The 17,633-nt window shown below is 39.9% G+C and carries 12 protein-coding genes and 5 tRNA genes; 1 reads left to right on the top strand and 16 read right to left on the bottom strand.

Features of this window, described 5'->3' with window-relative positions; all coding sequences use genetic code 11:
• Positions 1-329: 329 nt before the first annotated feature.
• The 15 genes from rpoC to B3E00_RS18355 form a co-directional block, all read right to left on the bottom strand.
• On the bottom strand, positions 330-4,607 hold the full coding sequence (gene rpoC, locus B3E00_RS18425) for a DNA-directed RNA polymerase subunit beta' (RefSeq protein ID WP_209582328.1): 4,278 nt from the start codon (positions 4,605-4,607) through the stop codon (positions 330-332).
• A 71-nt stretch (positions 4,608-4,678) separates the two neighbouring features.
• A complete protein-coding gene (rpoB, locus tag B3E00_RS18420) occupies positions 4,679-8,488 on the bottom strand; it encodes a DNA-directed RNA polymerase subunit beta (protein ID WP_209582325.1) in 3,810 nt (1,269 codons plus the stop codon).
• Between the two features lie 168 nt (positions 8,489-8,656).
• The gene (gene rplL / locus B3E00_RS18415; protein WP_002992785.1) at positions 8,657-9,034 is read right to left on the bottom strand and encodes a 50S ribosomal protein L7/L12; all 378 of its coding nucleotides are present in this window, start codon (positions 9,032-9,034) and stop codon (positions 8,657-8,659) included.
• Between the two features lie 78 nt (positions 9,035-9,112).
• Complete coding sequence (gene rplJ, locus B3E00_RS18410) at positions 9,113-9,631, bottom strand: 50S ribosomal protein L10 (protein ID WP_209582322.1); 519 nt, start codon at positions 9,629-9,631, stop codon at positions 9,113-9,115.
• Positions 9,632-9,633: 2 nt separating this feature from the next.
• Positions 9,634-10,332, bottom strand: coding sequence for a 50S ribosomal protein L1 (gene rplA / locus B3E00_RS18405; protein WP_046672240.1), 699 nt, complete (start codon positions 10,330-10,332; stop codon positions 9,634-9,636).
• 22 nt (positions 10,333-10,354) lie between these two features.
• The gene (gene rplK / locus B3E00_RS18400) at positions 10,355-10,798 is read right to left on the bottom strand and encodes a 50S ribosomal protein L11 (RefSeq protein WP_209582311.1); all 444 of its coding nucleotides are present in this window, start codon (positions 10,796-10,798) and stop codon (positions 10,355-10,357) included.
• A gap of 222 nt (positions 10,799-11,020) precedes the next feature.
• A complete protein-coding gene (locus B3E00_RS18395) occupies positions 11,021-12,610 on the bottom strand; it encodes a S41 family peptidase (RefSeq protein ID WP_293939626.1) in 1,590 nt (529 codons plus the stop codon).
• 69 nt (positions 12,611-12,679) lie between these two features.
• Positions 12,680-13,225, bottom strand: coding sequence for a transcription termination/antitermination protein NusG (nusG, locus tag B3E00_RS18390; RefSeq protein ID WP_209582306.1), 546 nt, complete (start codon positions 13,223-13,225; stop codon positions 12,680-12,682).
• A 20-nt stretch (positions 13,226-13,245) separates the two neighbouring features.
• Positions 13,246-13,440 carry a preprotein translocase subunit SecE gene (gene secE / locus B3E00_RS18385; RefSeq protein ID WP_028072657.1) on the bottom strand — a complete coding sequence of 65 codons (195 nt, stop codon included), beginning with the start codon at positions 13,438-13,440 and terminating at the stop codon, positions 13,246-13,248.
• A gap of 23 nt (positions 13,441-13,463) precedes the next feature.
• Positions 13,464-13,534, bottom strand: a tRNA-Trp gene (locus B3E00_RS18380).
• 163 nt (positions 13,535-13,697) lie between these two features.
• Entirely contained in the window at positions 13,698-14,882 is a 1,185-nt protein-coding gene (tuf, locus tag B3E00_RS18375; RefSeq protein ID WP_075991174.1) for an elongation factor Tu, read from the bottom strand.
• Between the two features lie 70 nt (positions 14,883-14,952).
• A tRNA-Thr gene (locus tag B3E00_RS18370) sits at positions 14,953-15,024 on the bottom strand.
• 95 nt (positions 15,025-15,119) lie between these two features.
• Positions 15,120-15,192, bottom strand: a tRNA-Gly gene (locus tag B3E00_RS18365).
• Between the two features lie 50 nt (positions 15,193-15,242).
• Positions 15,243-15,323: transfer RNA gene (locus tag B3E00_RS18360), tRNA-Tyr, on the bottom strand.
• A 26-nt stretch (positions 15,324-15,349) separates the two neighbouring features.
• Positions 15,350-15,422: transfer RNA gene (locus tag B3E00_RS18355), tRNA-Thr, on the bottom strand.
• Between the two features lie 326 nt (positions 15,423-15,748).
• Between B3E00_RS18355 and B3E00_RS18350 the strand changes: the two genes are divergently transcribed.
• Complete coding sequence (locus tag B3E00_RS18350) at positions 15,749-16,912, top strand: BamA/TamA family outer membrane protein (protein ID WP_293879656.1); 1,164 nt, start codon at positions 15,749-15,751, stop codon at positions 16,910-16,912.
• 181 nt (positions 16,913-17,093) lie between these two features.
• Here B3E00_RS18350 and B3E00_RS18345 read toward each other — a convergent pair whose 3' ends face one another.
• The gene (locus B3E00_RS18345; protein ID WP_293879655.1) at positions 17,094-17,621 is read right to left on the bottom strand and encodes a hypothetical protein; all 528 of its coding nucleotides are present in this window, start codon (positions 17,619-17,621) and stop codon (positions 17,094-17,096) included.
• Positions 17,622-17,633: the final 12 nt, after the last annotated feature.

The raw sequence follows: 17,633 nt of genomic DNA, 5'->3' as shown, positions 1-17,633 counted from the left end.
TATTTCATTTTGGGCATAACTACCTGGAAAGATGGGAGATTCTTTTTGTATAACAGTTATAAGTACACCTATAAAAGACTTGAAATACAAGTTACAATCATAAAAACACCTCTTTTTATTCCTGTTTAAGAGAATGAAAAAAGAAAGATAAGAGGGGTAAAATCAAATGAAAAAGCACAGATCTACCAAGAAATATCGACAAGTAACCGACAACGATTTCCAGTCGTTGTGGGATATTTGTCGATATAGTGCTAATAACGCATTCTACATAAACCAAAAAAGGTCCAAGTATACACTTGGACCCTTTATATAAAATAATCGATTAACGATTAATCTTCTTCTTTCGAAGCCAACAATTGATCGTACTCTTCGCGAGAACCGACGATTAAGTTGCTGTATTGACGGATACCTGTACCAGAAGGGATCAAGTGACCAACAATTACGTTTTCTTTCAAACCTAATAAGTTATCACGTTTACCTGCGATAGCAGCCTCGTTCAACACTTTTGTAGTCTCTTGAAAAGAGGCTGCAGAGATGAACGATTTCGTACCCAATGAAGCTCTGGTAATACCTTGTAACAATGGACTTGACGTTGCCGGAATTGCTTCACGAACTTCAACAAGTTTTAAGTCACGACGTTTCAAACTAGAGTTCTCTTCTCTTAATCCACGTAAAGAAACAATTTGTCCCGGACGTAGCGTATTAGAGTCTCCTGCATCAACAACGACCTTTTTGTCAAACAAGGAATCATTTTCTTCCATGAAATCCCATTTGTTAACTGCTTCTTTTTCTAAGAAACGAGTATCTCCCGGATCCTCAATATTAACTTTTTGCATCATCTGGTGAACGATCGTCTCGAAGTGTTTATCGTTGATCTTTACACCTTGCAGACGGTATACCTCTTGGATACCATTCACAATGTAATGTTGCACAGCTGAAGGGCCTTTAATCGACAAGATATCCGCTGGAGAAATCGAACCATCCGATAATGGCATACCTGCTTTCACAAAGTCATTGTCCTGAACAAGGATGTGTTTGGAAAGTGGCACCAAGTATTTCTTGATTTGACCATCACGAGACTCGATAGACATCTCACGGTTACCACGTTTCACACCACCTAATGTTACCACACCGTCGATTTCTGTTACAACAGCAGGATTAGATGGGTTACGTGCTTCGAATAATTCCGTTACACGTGGCAGACCACCCGTGATATCTCGCGTTTTACCTGTAGAACGAGGAATCTTAACTAAGATACCACCTTCTTTCACAGTGACACCATTAGCCACAGAAACGTGCGCTCCAACCGGAATGTTGTATGTACGAATAACTTCTCCAGATTTATCTAAAATCTTGATAGATGGGTTTTTCGTTTTATCCCGTGTCTCAATAATTACCTTCTCTTTGTGACCAGTCTGCTCATCTGATTCTTCACGGAAGGTAACACCTTCGATGATAGCATCAAATTCAACTTTACCGGCAAATTCAGAAATAATCACCGCGTTATATGGATCCCACTCTACCAATTTATCTCCTTTTGATACCGCGGCACCATCTTCAACGAATAACTGCGAACCGTAAGGAATATTTTGTTGGAAAACAATTTTATTATGTGCATCAATGATTTTGACCTCACCAGAACGGCCTAAGACCACCTGATGCGTGCCATTATCGTTTGTTTGCGAAACTGTACGTACATTTTCAAATTCGATTCTACCATCATATTTAGAAATGATACTTGAATCAGCAGCAATGTTGGATGCCGTACCACCCACGTGGAATGTACGAAGTGTTAACTGTGTACCTGGTTCACCAATGGATTGCGCGGCAATAACACCGACAGCTTCACCCAACTGAACACGCTTACCTGACGCCAAGTTGCGTCCGTAACAACACGCACAAACACCACGCTTAGACTCACATGTTAATACCGTACGAATCTCAATTCCTTCAATACCTGCTTTTTCAATAGTTTCAGCAATTTCCTCCGTGATATCTTCGTTTGCAGAAACGATCAATTCATCAGTTTCCGGATGAAGTACATCATGCAGTGGCGTACGACCTAAAATACGATCGAATAATGGTTCAACAACGTCATCATTATCTTTTAATGCTGTTGTATATATACCACGCAAACCACCACAATCTTGTTCCACAACGATCATGTCTTGCGCTACATCATGTAAACGACGAGTCAAGTAACCCGCATCCGCTGTTTTCAATGCCGTATCGGCAAGACCTTTACGCGCACCGTGGGTAGAGATAAAGTATTCCAATACGGACAAACCTTCTTTAAAGTTTGACAAGATCGGGTTTTCGATAATCTCACCACCAGAAGTACCTGATTTTTGAGGTTTCGCCATCAAACCACGCATACCACATAACTGACGGATCTGCTCTTTCGAACCACGGGCTCCAGAATCCAACATCATATAAACAGAGTTGAAACCTTGGTTATCATTCGAAAGAATATCCATAACGTGAGCAGTCAATCTGTTGTTGATCCGCGTCCAGATATCGATGATTTGGTTGTAACGTTCGTTGTTCGTAATGAAACCCATGTTGTAGTTGTTCATTACTTCTTCAACCTCGTTAGTTGCTTGTTGAATCAATTCGGCTTTCGCAGCAGGGATATTCAAATCTTCCAAGTTGAAAGAAAGACCTCCTTTGAAGGCTGTCTGATATCCTAATTCTTTCATATCATCCAAGAACTGTGCCGCACGAGCCATACCCGTAGTCTTCACAATTTCACCGATGATATTACGCAACGATTTTTTCGTAAGCAATTCGTTGACAAATCCCATTTCTTCAGGAACAACTTGGTTGAAGATCACGCGACCTACTGTTGTTTCTAACAAGGTATCAACGATGCTACCATCTTTTTGTCTAACTTTTGTTTTTACTTTGATCCAAGCGTGCAGGTCAATTTTCTTCTCGTTTAAAGCGATGATTACCTCTTCAGCGGAATAGAAAGTCATATCTTGACCTCTTACGATATGATCGCCAGCGGTTTTACGGCCTTTAGTAATATAATAAAGACCCAATACCATGTCTTGAGATGGTACTGTGATTGGAGAACCATTCGCAGGGTTTAAAATATTGTGCGCGCCTAACATCAAGATTTGAGCTTCCAATACTGCGGCATTACCTAGCGGTAAGTGAACCGCCATTTGGTCACCATCAAAATCGGCGTTGAACGCTGTACACACTAAAGGGTGTAATTGAATTGCTTTACCCTCTACTAATGTAGGCTGGAAAGCCTGAATACCCAAACGGTGAAGCGTAGGTGCACGGTTTAGCAATACAGGGTGACCTTTCAATACATTTTCAAGGATATCCCATACCACTGGATCTTTACGATCAACAATTTTTTTAGCTGATTTTACTGTTTTAACAATACCGCGCTCGATCATCTTACGGATGATAAACGGTTTGTAAAGTTCAGCAGCCATATCTTTAGGAAGACCACACTCGTGTAATTTCAAGTGAGGACCTACCACAATTACCGAACGAGCCGAATAATCCACACGTTTACCTAGCAAGTTTTGACGGAAACGACCTTGTTTACCTTTCAAAATGTCAGATAAAGACTTCAGTGCACGGTTACCTTCTGTTTTAACTGCGTTCACTTTACGTGAGTTGTCAAATAGAGAGTCTACCGCTTCTTGAAGCATACGTTTTTCGTTACGTAGGATTACTTCAGGAGCTTTGATTTCGATCAAACGTTTTAAACGGTTATTACGGATAATCACACGACGGTATAAGTCATTCAAATCCGAAGTCGCAAAACGACCACCATCCAAAGGCACTAAAGGACGCAATTCAGGTGGAATGATTGGAACAATTTTCACAATCATCCATTCTGGGCGATTTTCGATATTCTCACGTGAACTACGGAAAGCTTCAACCACATGAAGGCGTTTTAACGCTTCATTTTTACGTTGTTGAGAAGTCTCATTAGCAGCCTGGTGGCGTAAATCGTATGACAATTGATCCAAATCAATACGTTTCAACAAATCCTCCAATGCCTCAGCACCCATCTTAGCGACAAATTTCTGAGGATCGTTATCGTCTAAATATTGATTTTCTTTTGGTAAGGTATCCAAAATATCTAAATATTCTTCTTCAGTCAAGAAGTCCATAAAGTTGATACCATCTTCTTCCTTAATACCGGCTTGGATAACCACATAACGTTCATAGTAAATGATCATATCCAATTTCTTGGTCGGAAGTCCCAATAAATAACCAATTTTATTAGGAAGAGAACGGAAATACCAAATGTGCGCAACAGGAACTACCAAGTTGATATGTCCCATACGCTCACGACGTACTTTCTTCTCTGTTACTTCGACACCACAACGGTCACATACAATACCTTTATAACGGATACGTTTGTATTTACCACAGTGACATTCATAGTCCTTTACGGGACCAAAAATACGCTCACAGAATAAACCGTCACGTTCCGGTTTGTAGGTACGATAGTTAATCGTTTCTGGTTTTGTAACTTCACCACTTGAGCGTTCCAGAATAGTTTCTGGAGAAGCCAAGCTGATCGTAATCGACGTGAAGTTGCTTTTAATTTTATTATCTTTTTTGTAAGACATACTTATTCAAAAGTTAAAGCTTTATAAAGAAGCTTTGAAGGACCGAGCCCTTCAAAGCCCTAATTGCTTAATTAATCCAATGTGATATCTAGACCCAATCCACGCAACTCGTGTACCAATACGTTGAACGATTCTGGTACCGATGGTGTCGGAAGATTGTTACCTTTTACGATTGCTTCGTAAGTTTTGGCACGACCGACCACGTCATCCGATTTCACAGTCAAGATTTCTTGAAGGATGTTAGACGCACCGAATGCTTCCAATGCCCAAACCTCCATCTCACCGAAACGTTGACCACCGAATTGTGCTTTACCACCGAGAGGTTGTTGTGTGATCAATGAGTACGGACCGATTGAACGTGCGTGCATTTTATCATCCACCATGTGACCTAATTTCAGCATGTAGATTACACCCACTGTTGTTGGTTGGTCAAAACGGTCACCTGTCAATCCGTTATACAAATATGTACGTCCAGACTTTGGTAAACCTGCTTTCGCAACCCAATCCTGTACCTGATCCATTTCAGCACCGTCAAAGATAGGTGTAGCAAATTTAACCCCTAATTTCTGACCTGCCCAACCCAATACGGTTTCGTAGATCTGTCCCAAGTTCATCCGTGAAGGTACCCCTAGTGGGTTCAACACGATATCAACTGGTGTACCATCTTCTAAGAAAGGCATATCCTCATCACGTACGATACGTGCAACGATACCTTTGTTACCGTGACGCCCAGCCATCTTATCCCCTACTTTCAGCTTACGTTTTTTAGCAACGTAAACTTTAGCCATCTGCACAATTCCGGATGGAAGTTCATCACCGACAGATACTGCAAATTTATCACGTTTAAACGAACCTAGCTCTTCATTAATTTTAATGTTATAATTATGAAGGGCCATTTTGATCAACTCGTTTTTATCTTCGTCAGTTGTCCATCCCATCGGGTTGATGTTGTTGTAATCTAATTCAGCCAAGATTTTTTGTGTAAACTTAGCACCTTTAGCAACCAACAACTCTTTATATACGTTGTAGACACCTTGGCTTGTTTTACCATTCACTATTGTAAATAATTTTTCCACCAAACGTTCTTTCAACGATTTAACAGCTCTATCATGAGCAACTTCTAGCTTCTCTAAAGTTTTACGTTCAACTTCTTTAGACATTTTCTTCGCCCGGGAGAATAACTTCGTATCGATAACAACACCTTTTAATGAAGGCGGAGTTTTCAATGAAGCGTCTTTTACATCACCAGCTTTGTCACCAAAGATTGCACGCAACAATTTCTCTTCTGGAGAAGGATCAGACTCACCTTTAGGTGTGATTTTACCGATGAGGATATCACCACCCCCAACTTCAGCACCAATACGGATAATACCATTTTCGTCCAAGTCTTTTGTTGCTTCCTCAGAAACGTTAGGAATATCAGCAGTTAACTCTTCTTCACCACGTTTTGTATCACGAACTTCAAGTTCAAATTCCTCAATGTGAAGAGAAGTAAACCAATCTTCTTTCGCTACACGTTCAGAAATTACGATCGCATCCTCAAAGTTATATCCTTGCCAAGGCATGAATGCCACTTTTAGGTTACGACCCAATGCCAATTCACCATTTTCAGTTGCATAACCTTCACACAATACCTGTCCTGGTTCAACTCGTTGACCTTTCTTAACGATAGGCTTCAAGTTCATACATGTATTTTGATTGGTTTTCTTAAACTTGATCAACTTATACGTTTTGACATCATCATCAAATGATACAAGACGATCATCGTCGTTTCTGTCATAACGGATCTTAATTTCATCAGCATCTACATACTCCACTACCCCGTGACCCTCAGCATTGACCAACGTACGTGAATCTTTCGCAACACGCCCTTCAAGACCAGTACCTACAATAGGAGCTTGTGGACGCAATACAGGCACAGCCTGACGTTGCATGTTTGATCCCATCAAAGCACGGTTGGCATCATCATGTTCCAAGAAAGGAATCAACGAAGCCGCAATAGATGTAATTTGATTAGGAGCAACGTCCATATAATCGAGCATATTAGGCTCAATAATTGGGAAGTCACCCTCATATCTGGCTTTCACTTTTGCATCTTCGAAATTACCTTTGTCATCATACAAAGCATTCGCTTGCGCAATTGTTTTACCATCTTCGTCCTCAGCAGATAAATATACGACAGGCTCGTCAACGACAACTACCCCGTCTTTTACCTTACGGTAAGGAGTTTCGATAAATCCTAAGTGGTTGATTTTTGCGTGTACAGCCAAAGAGGAAATCAAACCGATGTTTGGTCCCTCTGGTGTTTCAATTGTACAAAGACGACCATAGTGCGTATAGTGAACGTCACGAACTTCGAAACCTGCACGTTCACGAGAAAGACCACCTGGACCTAAAGCTGACAAACGACGCTTATGCGTAATTTCAGCAAGAGGGTTAGTTTGGTCCATAAACTGAGACAATTGGTTTGTACCGAAGAACGAATTGATTACCGACGAAAGTGTACGTGCATTAATCAAATCAGTCGGTGTAAATACCTCATTATCTCGGATATTCATACGCTCTCTGATTGTACGAGCCATACGAGATAGACCAACACCAAACTGAGCATATAATTGTTCGCCTACAGTACGTACACGACGGTTCGACAAGTGGTCAATATCATCAACCTCTGCTTTAGAGTTGATCAAATTGATCAAATACTTCACAATTGCAATGATATCCTCACGGGTTAATACTTTCGTATCATCCGGAGTATCCAACTTCAACTTACGGTTGATACGGTAACGACCTACATCGCCCAAATCATAACGTTTGTCAGAGAAAAATAAACGGTCGATGATACCACGCGCAGTTTCCTCATCTGGTGGTTCAGCGTTACGTAATTGGCGATAGATATGTTCTACAGCTTCTTTCTCCGAGTTGGACGTATCTTTTTGTAAAGTGTTATATATAATAGAATAGTCAGCATTGTTCGACTCATCGTCTTTCGCTAAGATAATAGACTTAACGCCAGCTTCGATAATAAAATCAATGTGATCATCTTCTAGAACAGTTTCACGCTCAAGGATAATTTCATTACGATCGATGGATACTACTTCACCAGTATCTTCATCCACGAAATCTTCTACCCATTTTTTCAATACCCTAGCCGCAAGACGGCGACCAACATATTTTTTAAGACCAGATTTACTAACTTTTACTTCATCCGCTAAATCGAACAATTCCAAGATATCTTTATCCGAATCGTATCCGATAGCACGCAATAAGGTAGTAACTGGGAATTTCTTTTTACGGTCGATATAAGCATACATGACATTGTTTACGTCAGTCGCAAATTCGATCCAAGATCCTTTGAAAGGAATTACCCTTGCAGAATAAAGTTTAGTACCATTTGTGTGTCTACTTTGACCAAAGAAAACGCCTGGTGAACGGTGTAATTGCGATACGATAACACGCTCTGCACCATTTACCACGAAAGTACCTTTAGGAGTCATATAAGGGATAGTCCCTAGATATACATCCTGAACAATAGTTTCGAAATCTTCGTGTTCTTCATCATTACAAGATAACTTTAACTTAGCCTTTAAAGGAACGCTATAAGTCAAGCCGCGCTCGATACACTCTTGGATATCATAACGTGGTGGATCAATGAAATAATCCAAAAACTCTAGCACAAAAATGTTTCTTGAATCAGAAATAGGGAAGTTTTCCGAGAATACCTTGAACAGCCCTTCCTGATGGCGGTTGTCAGAAGTAGTTTCTAATTGAAAAAACTCCTTGAAAGATTCCAATTGCACATCTAAGAAATCTGGATACTCCAATACTTTCTTACTTGTTGCAAAGTTTATTCTTTCTTGTTGAATATTATTGTTTGCCAAGGGAATATGAATTTTAGTTTTAAAAAAACTGCGCTTACACTTATGCTGTAAACCACGTGTCCACTGTGCCCAGCATATACACAGCATAGTGGCGTATTGATATAAATAGGAATAGACTCTGACGAAAAATCGTCAGAGTCTAAACCTTTTCGGGCTAATTAGTTGAGATTATTTAATCTCAACAACAGCACCAGCTTCTTCTAATTGTTTTTTCAAAGCTTCTGCTTCGTCTTTAGATACACCAGCTTTTAATTCTTTAGGTGCTCCGTCAACTAAATCTTTAGCTTCTTTCAAGCCTAATCCAGCTAAATCTTTAACCAATTTAACTACAGCTAATTTTTGACCACCAGCTTCTTTCAAGATAACGTCAAATGAAGTTTTCTCTTCTGCAGCAGCAGCACCACCTTCAGCTGGAGCAGCAGCTACAGCAACAGCAGCAGCAGCAGGCTCGATGCCATACTCGTCTTTTAAGATATCAGCTAATTCTTTAACTTCTTTTACTGTTAAGTTAACTAACTGTTCAGCAAGTTGTTTTAAATCTGCCATTTTATTTTGAATTTTTGAATGTACTTTATAAAAATTGTTAATTAAATTGTAACGAATGTTTCTGTTCTAGAGGACTCGTTAACCTCTTTCTTCTAAAGCTTTTACTAAACCTGCAACCGTATTTCCTCCTGATTGAAGAGCTGAAATAACATTTTTCGCAGGAGATTCCAAGGCTGCGATAACGTCCGCAATAAGCTCGTTTTTAGATTTAAGATTAACTAATGCAGTTAATTGATTATCTCCAACGAATGCTGTTGCTTCAATGAAAGCCGCTTTTAATAACGGTTTTTCATTAGTTTTACGCAATTCTTTGATTAATTTCGCAGGCGCATTAGCGACTTCTGAAAACATCATTGTAGACGCACCTTTAAGCGTTCCAAAAATATCTTCTTCATCAACACCAGCTTCGATTAATGCTTTCTTGATTAAAGTGTTTTTCACAGCTTTAATCTCGATGCCTTGTTCAAAACATTTACGACGAATGTTATTCACTTTTTCAACGGACAACTCAGCAGTATCGGCAATATAGAAGTTACCGTAAGATTTAATCTGTTCGGCCAAAGCTTGAACAATTTCTTGTTTTTCTTCTTTTCTCATGATTAAATACCTGCTACTGATTTAGTCTCAATATGAATACCAGGACTCATAGTTGAGGAAATGTGAATACTTTTAAAGTAAGTTCCTTTAGCTGCAGATGGTTTCAAACGAGCTAGAGTTTGTAATACCTCTAGTGCGTTATCATATATCTTATCTGCATCGAACGACGCTTTACCAATAGAAGTATGGATGATACCGGTTTTGTCAACTTTGAAATCGATCTTACCACCTTTTACATCTGTTACAGCTTTACCAACTTCTGTTGTAACCGTACCAGTTTTAGGGTTAGGCATCAAGTTTCTTGGACCTAAAATACGACCCAATTTACCAACTTTAGCCATAACACTAGGCATAGTAATAATGATATCAACGTCAGTCCAACCACCTTCAATTTTGCTGATGTAATCATCTAAACCTACGTAGTCTGCACCTGCCGCTTTAGCTTCTTCTTCCTTATCAGGAGTACATAAAACTAAAACACGAACAGTTTTACCAGTACCGTGAGGTAATGTCGCAATACCACGAACCATTTGATTTGCTTTACGAGGATCTACGCCCAAACGAACGTCGATATCCACAGAAGCATCAAATTTGGTCAATGAGATTTCTTTAACTAAAGCCGAAGCTTCTTTCAAAGAGTATGCTTTACCAGCTTCAATTTTGGATAGTGCCGCTTTTTGATTTTTTGTTAATCTAGCCACTTTTCTTAAATTGATTTCTTAATTAATTGTTCCAAGGAGCATTACCTGACACGGTAATACCCATACTACGTGCTGTACCCGCTACCATTTTCATAGCAGACTCTACAGTAAATGCATTTAAATCAGGCATTTTATCTTTAGCGATGGTCTCAACTTGTTCCCAAGTGATAGCCGCAACTTTTTTACGGTTAGGCTCGCCAGATCCACTTTTTAATTTAGCAGCGTCTTTCAACTGAACCGCTACCGGTGGAGTCTTGATGATAAAATCAAATGATTTATCAGCGTAAACTGTAATGACAACAGGCAATACTTGACCTGGTTTGTCTTGCGTACGAGCGTTAAACTGCTTACAGAAATCCATGATATTCACACCTTTAGCACCCAATGCAGGTCCTACTGGAGGTGAAGGATTCGCAGCTCCGCCCTTAACTTGTAATTTTACTAACGCACTGACTTCTTTTGCCATTTTGTTTTGAATTTAATTTTGTTAAATGTCTGTTAGTAAGTTGGAAGCAAATAACGTAACATTCATCGGCCAGGACGTAACACCCCAACCGAGGTGCAAAGTTAATAAGAAGATTTGACTCCTGCAAGTATCTAACTTTTAATTTTTCAGGAATTTATAACTTTTGTTAAAATCCAAACCTAAAGTCGGCCTGGATATTAAAAAAGTATTTCATTACTATTTTTAAAATTTAACGTCAGTAATACAGTTCAGCACCCAATCCATGGCAGGATCTCTTCCGCTAACAACATCATCAGCACTTGGTACGACAGGAACATCTGGCATGACACCCCGCCCCTCTTCACTAACTTGATAATAGGGTCTCACCTCCATTAAACCAAAACGCCAACGTAAATGGGAGTTCGGGAGTTTTAGCACAGGGAGGATTCCTGCCACCGTCCCATTGGCAGCACCGCCGGTTTCCTCTCCGACAAAAACAGCCCGCTTCGCAACTTTTAGATTTGTAGCAATTAAACTCGCTGCAGAAAAAGTTCCCCCATCGATCAATACAAATAAATTGCCCCGATACCGGTTTGCTTTTGATTGTTTGACTTTACTCCCTGTAAGATGAGTATAATCTATGCCATCTCTAGAAAACGTCTTTGCCCAAGTTACAACAGCACTCGGTATAATAAACGGCGATAAAATTGGATAAGACCAGCCCGGAAGTCCTTTCATCTGGTAAAAAGGCAGGTTGAATTTAGAGGTGATGACTGCTGGATAAACAAATTGGAATTGATCATCTTCCACCAAATAGCTATATAGCTCGCAAACATCGGACAATCGTCCGCCCAGATTCCCACGAAGGTCAAGAATCAGATGCTGTACCGAACAACGATCTAGACGATCAAAAATCATCTTATAGGCTTCCTTTGGCCGCCCATAAGAAAAGTCGGCCATCTTTAGTAAAGCAACAGTGCTATCTTCCTTTACCGGAAAAGAAAGCTGTTTGCTGATCTGCTTAAGGTTGACATTATAACCGAATATCTTGCGTTGCTTTTTCGTATCAGCCTTATTTTCCGCAGGCTTATCTTTCTTTTCAGTAGCAGCCTGCTTCACTCCCGCCTTACCCTTTTGCTCAGCTGATGCGAACCTTCTTAAAACAGTTCGCTGATAGGTGCTATCGGCGCAAGAAAGCAAGATCACAACCGAGTCGCGATAACCTATCTCCAAAGGATAGTAGCGCGGTAATAAACGCTCAAAAGCCCGATCTATAAATGTTGTATTATAGCCGTCTGAAGTGAAGGTGGGGCGATACTTGATGTATAAACTTTGCGGCTGTATTCCCTCAATAGCAAGTATTTTGGATCCGACAAGCAAAGTTGAATCTGAGGTCCCATTTTTTGAGAGATAGAGTGTATTTTCTGTCCAATGAAAGCCTAATTGGGAAAGGGGGCCCTTGCTTTTTTGGTAGCGGACTTTATCCTTACCTTTCGGATCAAATTTAAAAATAAGTGGACTTAAAGTCATATGCCCTTGCCGAACTTGAGCCAGCACGGCCGCTAATGCCAGCTGGAACTGGTTGGGCAATAACGGTTGACGAATGGTGGAACGAAGACTGTCAAACTTAGCTTTCAACTGATTCTGCTGCACATAAAGAAACAGGTCGGGATGCATGTTCCATAGATTACGTTCAACATAGTTGATATCCTGCAGCATGGCTTTGACGGACAGTGGAGTCTGAATAAATCGATTATACTTCGCTACACTTGTACAGCTTATCAATGTAAAGAAGTATAACAATAGAAATAGATAAATTACTGGCTTTTTCATCGGCAGTAAGATACAAAAAAAGCCTTCCAATTTTCATGAAAAGCTTTTCTCTATCGTTAATTACTAATTTTACTCTTTTTCTACTTGCATGTAGTTTAGTTCAAGTGGCGTCTTACGACCGAATACTTTCACCATCACGATTAATTTCTTTTTATCCTCGTGAACTTCTTCGATCTCTCCAGTAAATCCATTGAAAGGACCATCATTCACTTTGACTGTTTCACCCACGTAGTAAGGAACATTAATGGTTTCACCTTGCTCTGCCATTTCATCAACCTTACCTAGGATACGATTTACCTCTGCTTGGCGTAAAGGGACAGCATTACCAGCTTTATCTCCCAAGAAACCAATTACGCTATTGATATTTTTAATGACGTGCTCTAACTCACCATCAAGTGCAGCTTCTAACAAAACATAACCAGGATAGTAGTTACGTTCTTTAGCAACTTTCTTACCATCGCGCATTAAATAGTATTTCTCCATTGGAATCAACACTTGAGGAATCAAGTGTTCAATACCTAAACGGCTAACCTCGGCATCAATATATTGCTTTACTTTCTTTTCTTTACCACTTACAGCACGAACTACGTACCACTTTAAACCTTGATCTGCCATAAATAAATACGATTGAAAAATTAAGAAGCAATACCGTACAAGAATTCTAACCCTACACTTGAAGCTTTATCCATTACAAAGACTACCAATGCAATAAGAAGAGAAGCAACAAGCACAATAACAGCTGAACTTTGTAACTGAGACCATGTAGGCCAAGTCACTTTCTCAGTGATCTCTACATAAGAGTCTTTAAAAAAATCAAGTACTTTTGCCATTTTAGTTTATCTGTTTTTATAAGCACGGGCACCAGGACTCGAACCCAGACCAAAGGTTTTGGAGACCTTCGTTCTACCTTTAAACTATGCCCGTGTATTTCTTATTTTGTGATGCAAATATAGTGTTTTAAACCACTTTCTGCAAATCTTTTTTCACTTTTTTTTATTCTAATCCGATAAATCGCTTATCGAAAAAATAAGCTAATCAACCTGAGTCGATTAGCTTATTCTATGTGATTCTAGATCCTTATTTAAGACTAGATAATTTCAGTTACCTGACCAGCACCTACTGTACGACCACCTTCACGGATAGCGAAACGTAGACCTTTTTCCATTGCAATCGCAGAAATTAATTTCACGCTGATTGTAACGTTATCACCTGGCATAACCATTTCTGTACCTTCTGGTAAAGAGATTTCTCCAGTTACGTCAGTTGTACGGAAATAGAATTGAGGACGGTATTTGTTGAAGAATGGTGTGTGACGACCACCTTCAGCTTTTGACAATACGTAAACCTCTGCTTTGAAATGATCGTGAGGAGTTACTGAACCTGGTTTACAGATAACCATACCACGTTTGATATCAGTTTTCTCAATACCACGTAACAATAAACCTACGTTATCACCAGCCTCACCGTAATCTAAGATTTTACGGAACATCTCAACACCTGTTACTGTAGATTTCAAGTTCTCAGCACCCATACCTAAGATCTCAACTGGATCACCAGAGTTGATTACACCTCTTTCGATACGACCTGTAGCAACTGTACCACGACCTGTGATCGAGAATACGTCCTCTACTGGCATCAAGAAAGGTAAGTCAGTCAAACGTGGAGGAATTGGAATGTAGTTATCAACAGCATCCATTAATTCCATGATTTTCTCAACCCACTCAGGCTCACCATTCAATGCACCTAAAGCAGAACCTTTGATTACAGGGATATCATCACCAGGGAATTCGTAGAATGATAATAACTCACGAACTTCCATTTCAACTAAGTCTAACAACTCAGGATCATCAACTAAGTCAGTTTTGTTCATGAATACTACTAACGCAGGAACACCTACTTGGCGAGCCAACAAGATGTGCTCACGAGTTTGAGGCATAGGACCATCAGTCGCAGCAACTACGATGATAGCACCGTCCATTTGAGCAGCACCAGTTACCATGTTCTTAACGTAGTCAGCGTGACCTGGACAGTCAACGTGTGCATAGTGACGGTTAGCTGTAGAATATTCTACGTGCGCAGTATTGATTGTGATACCACGCTCTTTTTCTTCAGGAGCAGAGTCAATTGAATCAAATGAACGAGCTTCTGACAAACCTTTATCAGCCAATACTTTAGTGATAGCAGCTGTAGTTGTAGTTTTACCGTGGTCAACGTGACCGATAGTACCAATGTTTAAGTGTGGTTTACTACGGTCAAATTTCTCTTTTGCCATGTTTATGCGAATTAGTAATTATAAATTATTTCTATTTGTTATATACTCTTGCTTAACTTTTACAAGTACGAGCCAAAGATGGGATTTGAACCCACGACCTCTTCCTTACCAAGGAAGTGCTCTACCCCTGAGCTACTTCGGCTTACTAAAAAACCTTATTTACGTATTAATGCCCCCACCTTTAGATACATTATTATCAAAGAAGATAGAGACTAAATTTAATACTTGAAAAATTTGAGCGGAAGACGAGGTTCGAACTCGCGACCTATAGCTTGGAAGGCTATCGCTCTACCAACTGAGCTACTTCCGCTTAACAATCAGAAATTAGAATAATCTAATCATCTAATTAAAAAAAAAGTGTGGAGGGAGAAGGATTCGAACCTTCGAAGCCGAAGCAACGGATTTACAGTCCGTCCCATTTGACCGCTCTGGAACCCCTCCAGACCTGTAACTCGCGTTACATTTAGAGCCTCTTATCGGAATCGAACCAATGACCTACTGATTACAAGTCAGTTGCTCTACCAGCTGAGCTAAAGAGGCTTCTAATATCTTTTTTAAAACTTACATTCTATCAACGTCTGACCAAGCATTTCTACCTTTTCAGCGAGTGCAAATATCGAATTTACTTTTGATTTCTGCAAGTTTATTTTTTATTTTTTTTCATTTAAAGAACTAAGCAAACTTTCGTTGTTTTGAACCGTTGTTCCCTTGTTTGCTGATGCAAAGATAGACACAAAACTCACTTTACAAAAATATTTATCAAAAAAAAACCACACTTTTGGTCAATGATACTGATATGCAGCACAATAATTTTTCTATGCTTATTTGCCTGTTTTGGTTATTTACCTAATATACTATCTTTGGGCATGCAAATTTTACCGCAATCACTTTCTAAACTTATCCCATACTCGACACTTGTCACGGTGCTTTTGATGGGATCAGTTGAATTGAAGGCTCAAAATATTATTCAAAAATTGAGTAAAAAATTTCTTTCTTCCGAAAGAGACTCCACGCGTTCCGGCAGTTTTATGGTGTTGCCGGCGATTGGTTATGCACAGGAAACAGGTGTCGAATATGGCCTAGCCAGCACCTATAATTTTTATCTGGACAAATCTGACCCCAAAATACGGACCTCAACGGTCATGGTCATGGGAACTTTCACATCCAACAGCCAATCGAACTTCAAACTGCAGACAGATCTATGGACCAAAAATAACGACTACCATTTAATCAGTGAAATACGTTACCGAAACTGGCCCTTTAACTATTATGGGGTGGGTATGGACACCTGGAAAGCAAATGAAGAGCGCATCGATCAAAAATTATTTCGCATCAAACTGGAAGCTGAAAAGAAAATCAGCAATAACCTTTACTCGGGTCTCAATATTCAATACGACAACTTTACCATTCGTAGCGATACAGCCGATCGCATTTTCAATCAGTCCGACCTTATTGGAAAAACTGGCGGACAACAATTACTCCTAGGGCTATCGCAATTGTTTGACAACAGGGACAATGTTTCTTATACCACAACGGGCTATTATGCTAAGTTGCGCCTTGCCTATGCGCCCAAGCTATGGACACGTACTGATTTTACGGGGGCAAACCTCGATGTGGATCTCCGCGGCTTTATTCCGCTGCACAACCAAGTCACGCTGGCCTTACAGGGAATCTTTCGTTCCACATTTGGTAAAACCATCCCATTTTACAACTACCGCGAGCTCGGTGGAGACATGATGATGCGCGGTTATTACCTCGGACGTTATCGCGATAAAAATTACCTGGCTTCACAGGCTGAACTGCGTTATCGCTTTCATCCACGCTTTGGTATCGTTGGTTTTTCAGGCATAGGATCTACCTTCTCTAAAGCAAATAGTAGTCGATATATTGCAAGCTATGGCGGTGGCTTACGTTACTTCTTTAGTCTTGAACACAACAGCAGTATTCGCTTCGATTATTCCTTTGGCGAACAACGACCTGGAGAAAAGCGACAATCGGGATTCTATCTATCCTTAAGTGAAGCTTTTTAATAAAAAAGAGCATCGATAACTTAGAAATTATAGATGCTCTTTTTTATTATTATTGGACCACACACCTGTTCCTATCCGCTCTACCCTCCAATCTTATCAGTTTAGAAACATTAGTTTAGGCCCAAAAAGGATACAATGAACATAGTCCAACAGGTTGCCAGATAAGCGGTACAAAAGTAGATTAGAATCTTATCATAAAATTCTCCTTGCGCTGTTCTTTCCGAAAGAAAACCAAACCCATCCGGTACAAATCAATCGTCACCACAACCCGATCATCTTTTTTGATCTTATCCCAGTAGGCCTCCCTGCTCTCCGACTGATGAGGTTCGTTTATAATTAACATATCGCGGTCCCGAATATCGTTCAAAAAATTCAGTTCAAGATTGTCGCGATCAATATAATAGATATGTCGATAGGCATAATGCCCACATTGCTGCTGTAGGAGATTTGCGTAACTCTCCTGAGGCTCATGGGCCCAATAACTAAATTGATCGTAGATAAATGCTTTTAATAACCTATTGACCAATGCATATTTCTTCTGCTCCACTTTCTTTGCTTTCCGTATTGGGGCAGAGAATGCTGACAGATTGTCAATAAGTTCTTTCCGATAGATCACTTCATCAACCAATTTATACACAAAAGGAGAATGGGTCCCATGGCGACTATGGGATACAAAATAATGCCGCCAATACTTAAGCCGGTAGTTCATTTCGCTGCAAAC

Origin of the sequence: Sphingobacterium sp. UBA5996, from assembly GCF_002429765.1 — a bacterium.
Taxonomy (GTDB): Bacteria; Bacteroidota; Bacteroidia; order Sphingobacteriales; family Sphingobacteriaceae; genus Sphingobacterium.
This window is presented reverse-complemented; position numbering and strand designations above follow the sequence as displayed.

Coding starts and splice junctions, on each gene's coding strand:
- B3E00_RS18395 (WP_293939626.1), bottom strand. CDS start 12,610: ATGAAAAAGCCAGTAATTTATCTATTTCTATTGTTATACTTCTTTACA.
- rplL (WP_002992785.1), bottom strand. CDS start 9,034: ATGGCAGATTTAAAACAACTTGCTGAACAGTTAGTTAACTTAACAGTA.
- rplJ (WP_209582322.1), bottom strand. CDS start 9,631: ATGAGAAAAGAAGAAAAACAAGAAATTGTTCAAGCTTTGGCCGAACAG.
- rpoC (WP_209582328.1), bottom strand. CDS start 4,607: ATGTCTTACAAAAAAGATAATAAAATTAAAAGCAACTTCACGTCGATT.
- B3E00_RS18350 (WP_293879656.1), top strand. CDS start 15,749: ATGCAAATTTTACCGCAATCACTTTCTAAACTTATCCCATACTCGACA.
- nusG (WP_209582306.1), bottom strand. CDS start 13,225: ATGGCAGATCAAGGTTTAAAGTGGTACGTAGTTCGTGCTGTAAGTGGT.
- B3E00_RS18345 (WP_293879655.1), bottom strand. CDS start 17,621: ATGAACTACCGGCTTAAGTATTGGCGGCATTATTTTGTATCCCATAGT.
- secE (WP_028072657.1), bottom strand. CDS start 13,440: ATGGCAAAAGTACTTGATTTTTTTAAAGACTCTTATGTAGAGATCACT.
- tuf (WP_075991174.1), bottom strand. CDS start 14,882: ATGGCAAAAGAGAAATTTGACCGTAGTAAACCACACTTAAACATTGGT.
- rplK (WP_209582311.1), bottom strand. CDS start 10,798: ATGGCAAAAGAAGTCAGTGCGTTAGTAAAATTACAAGTTAAGGGCGGA.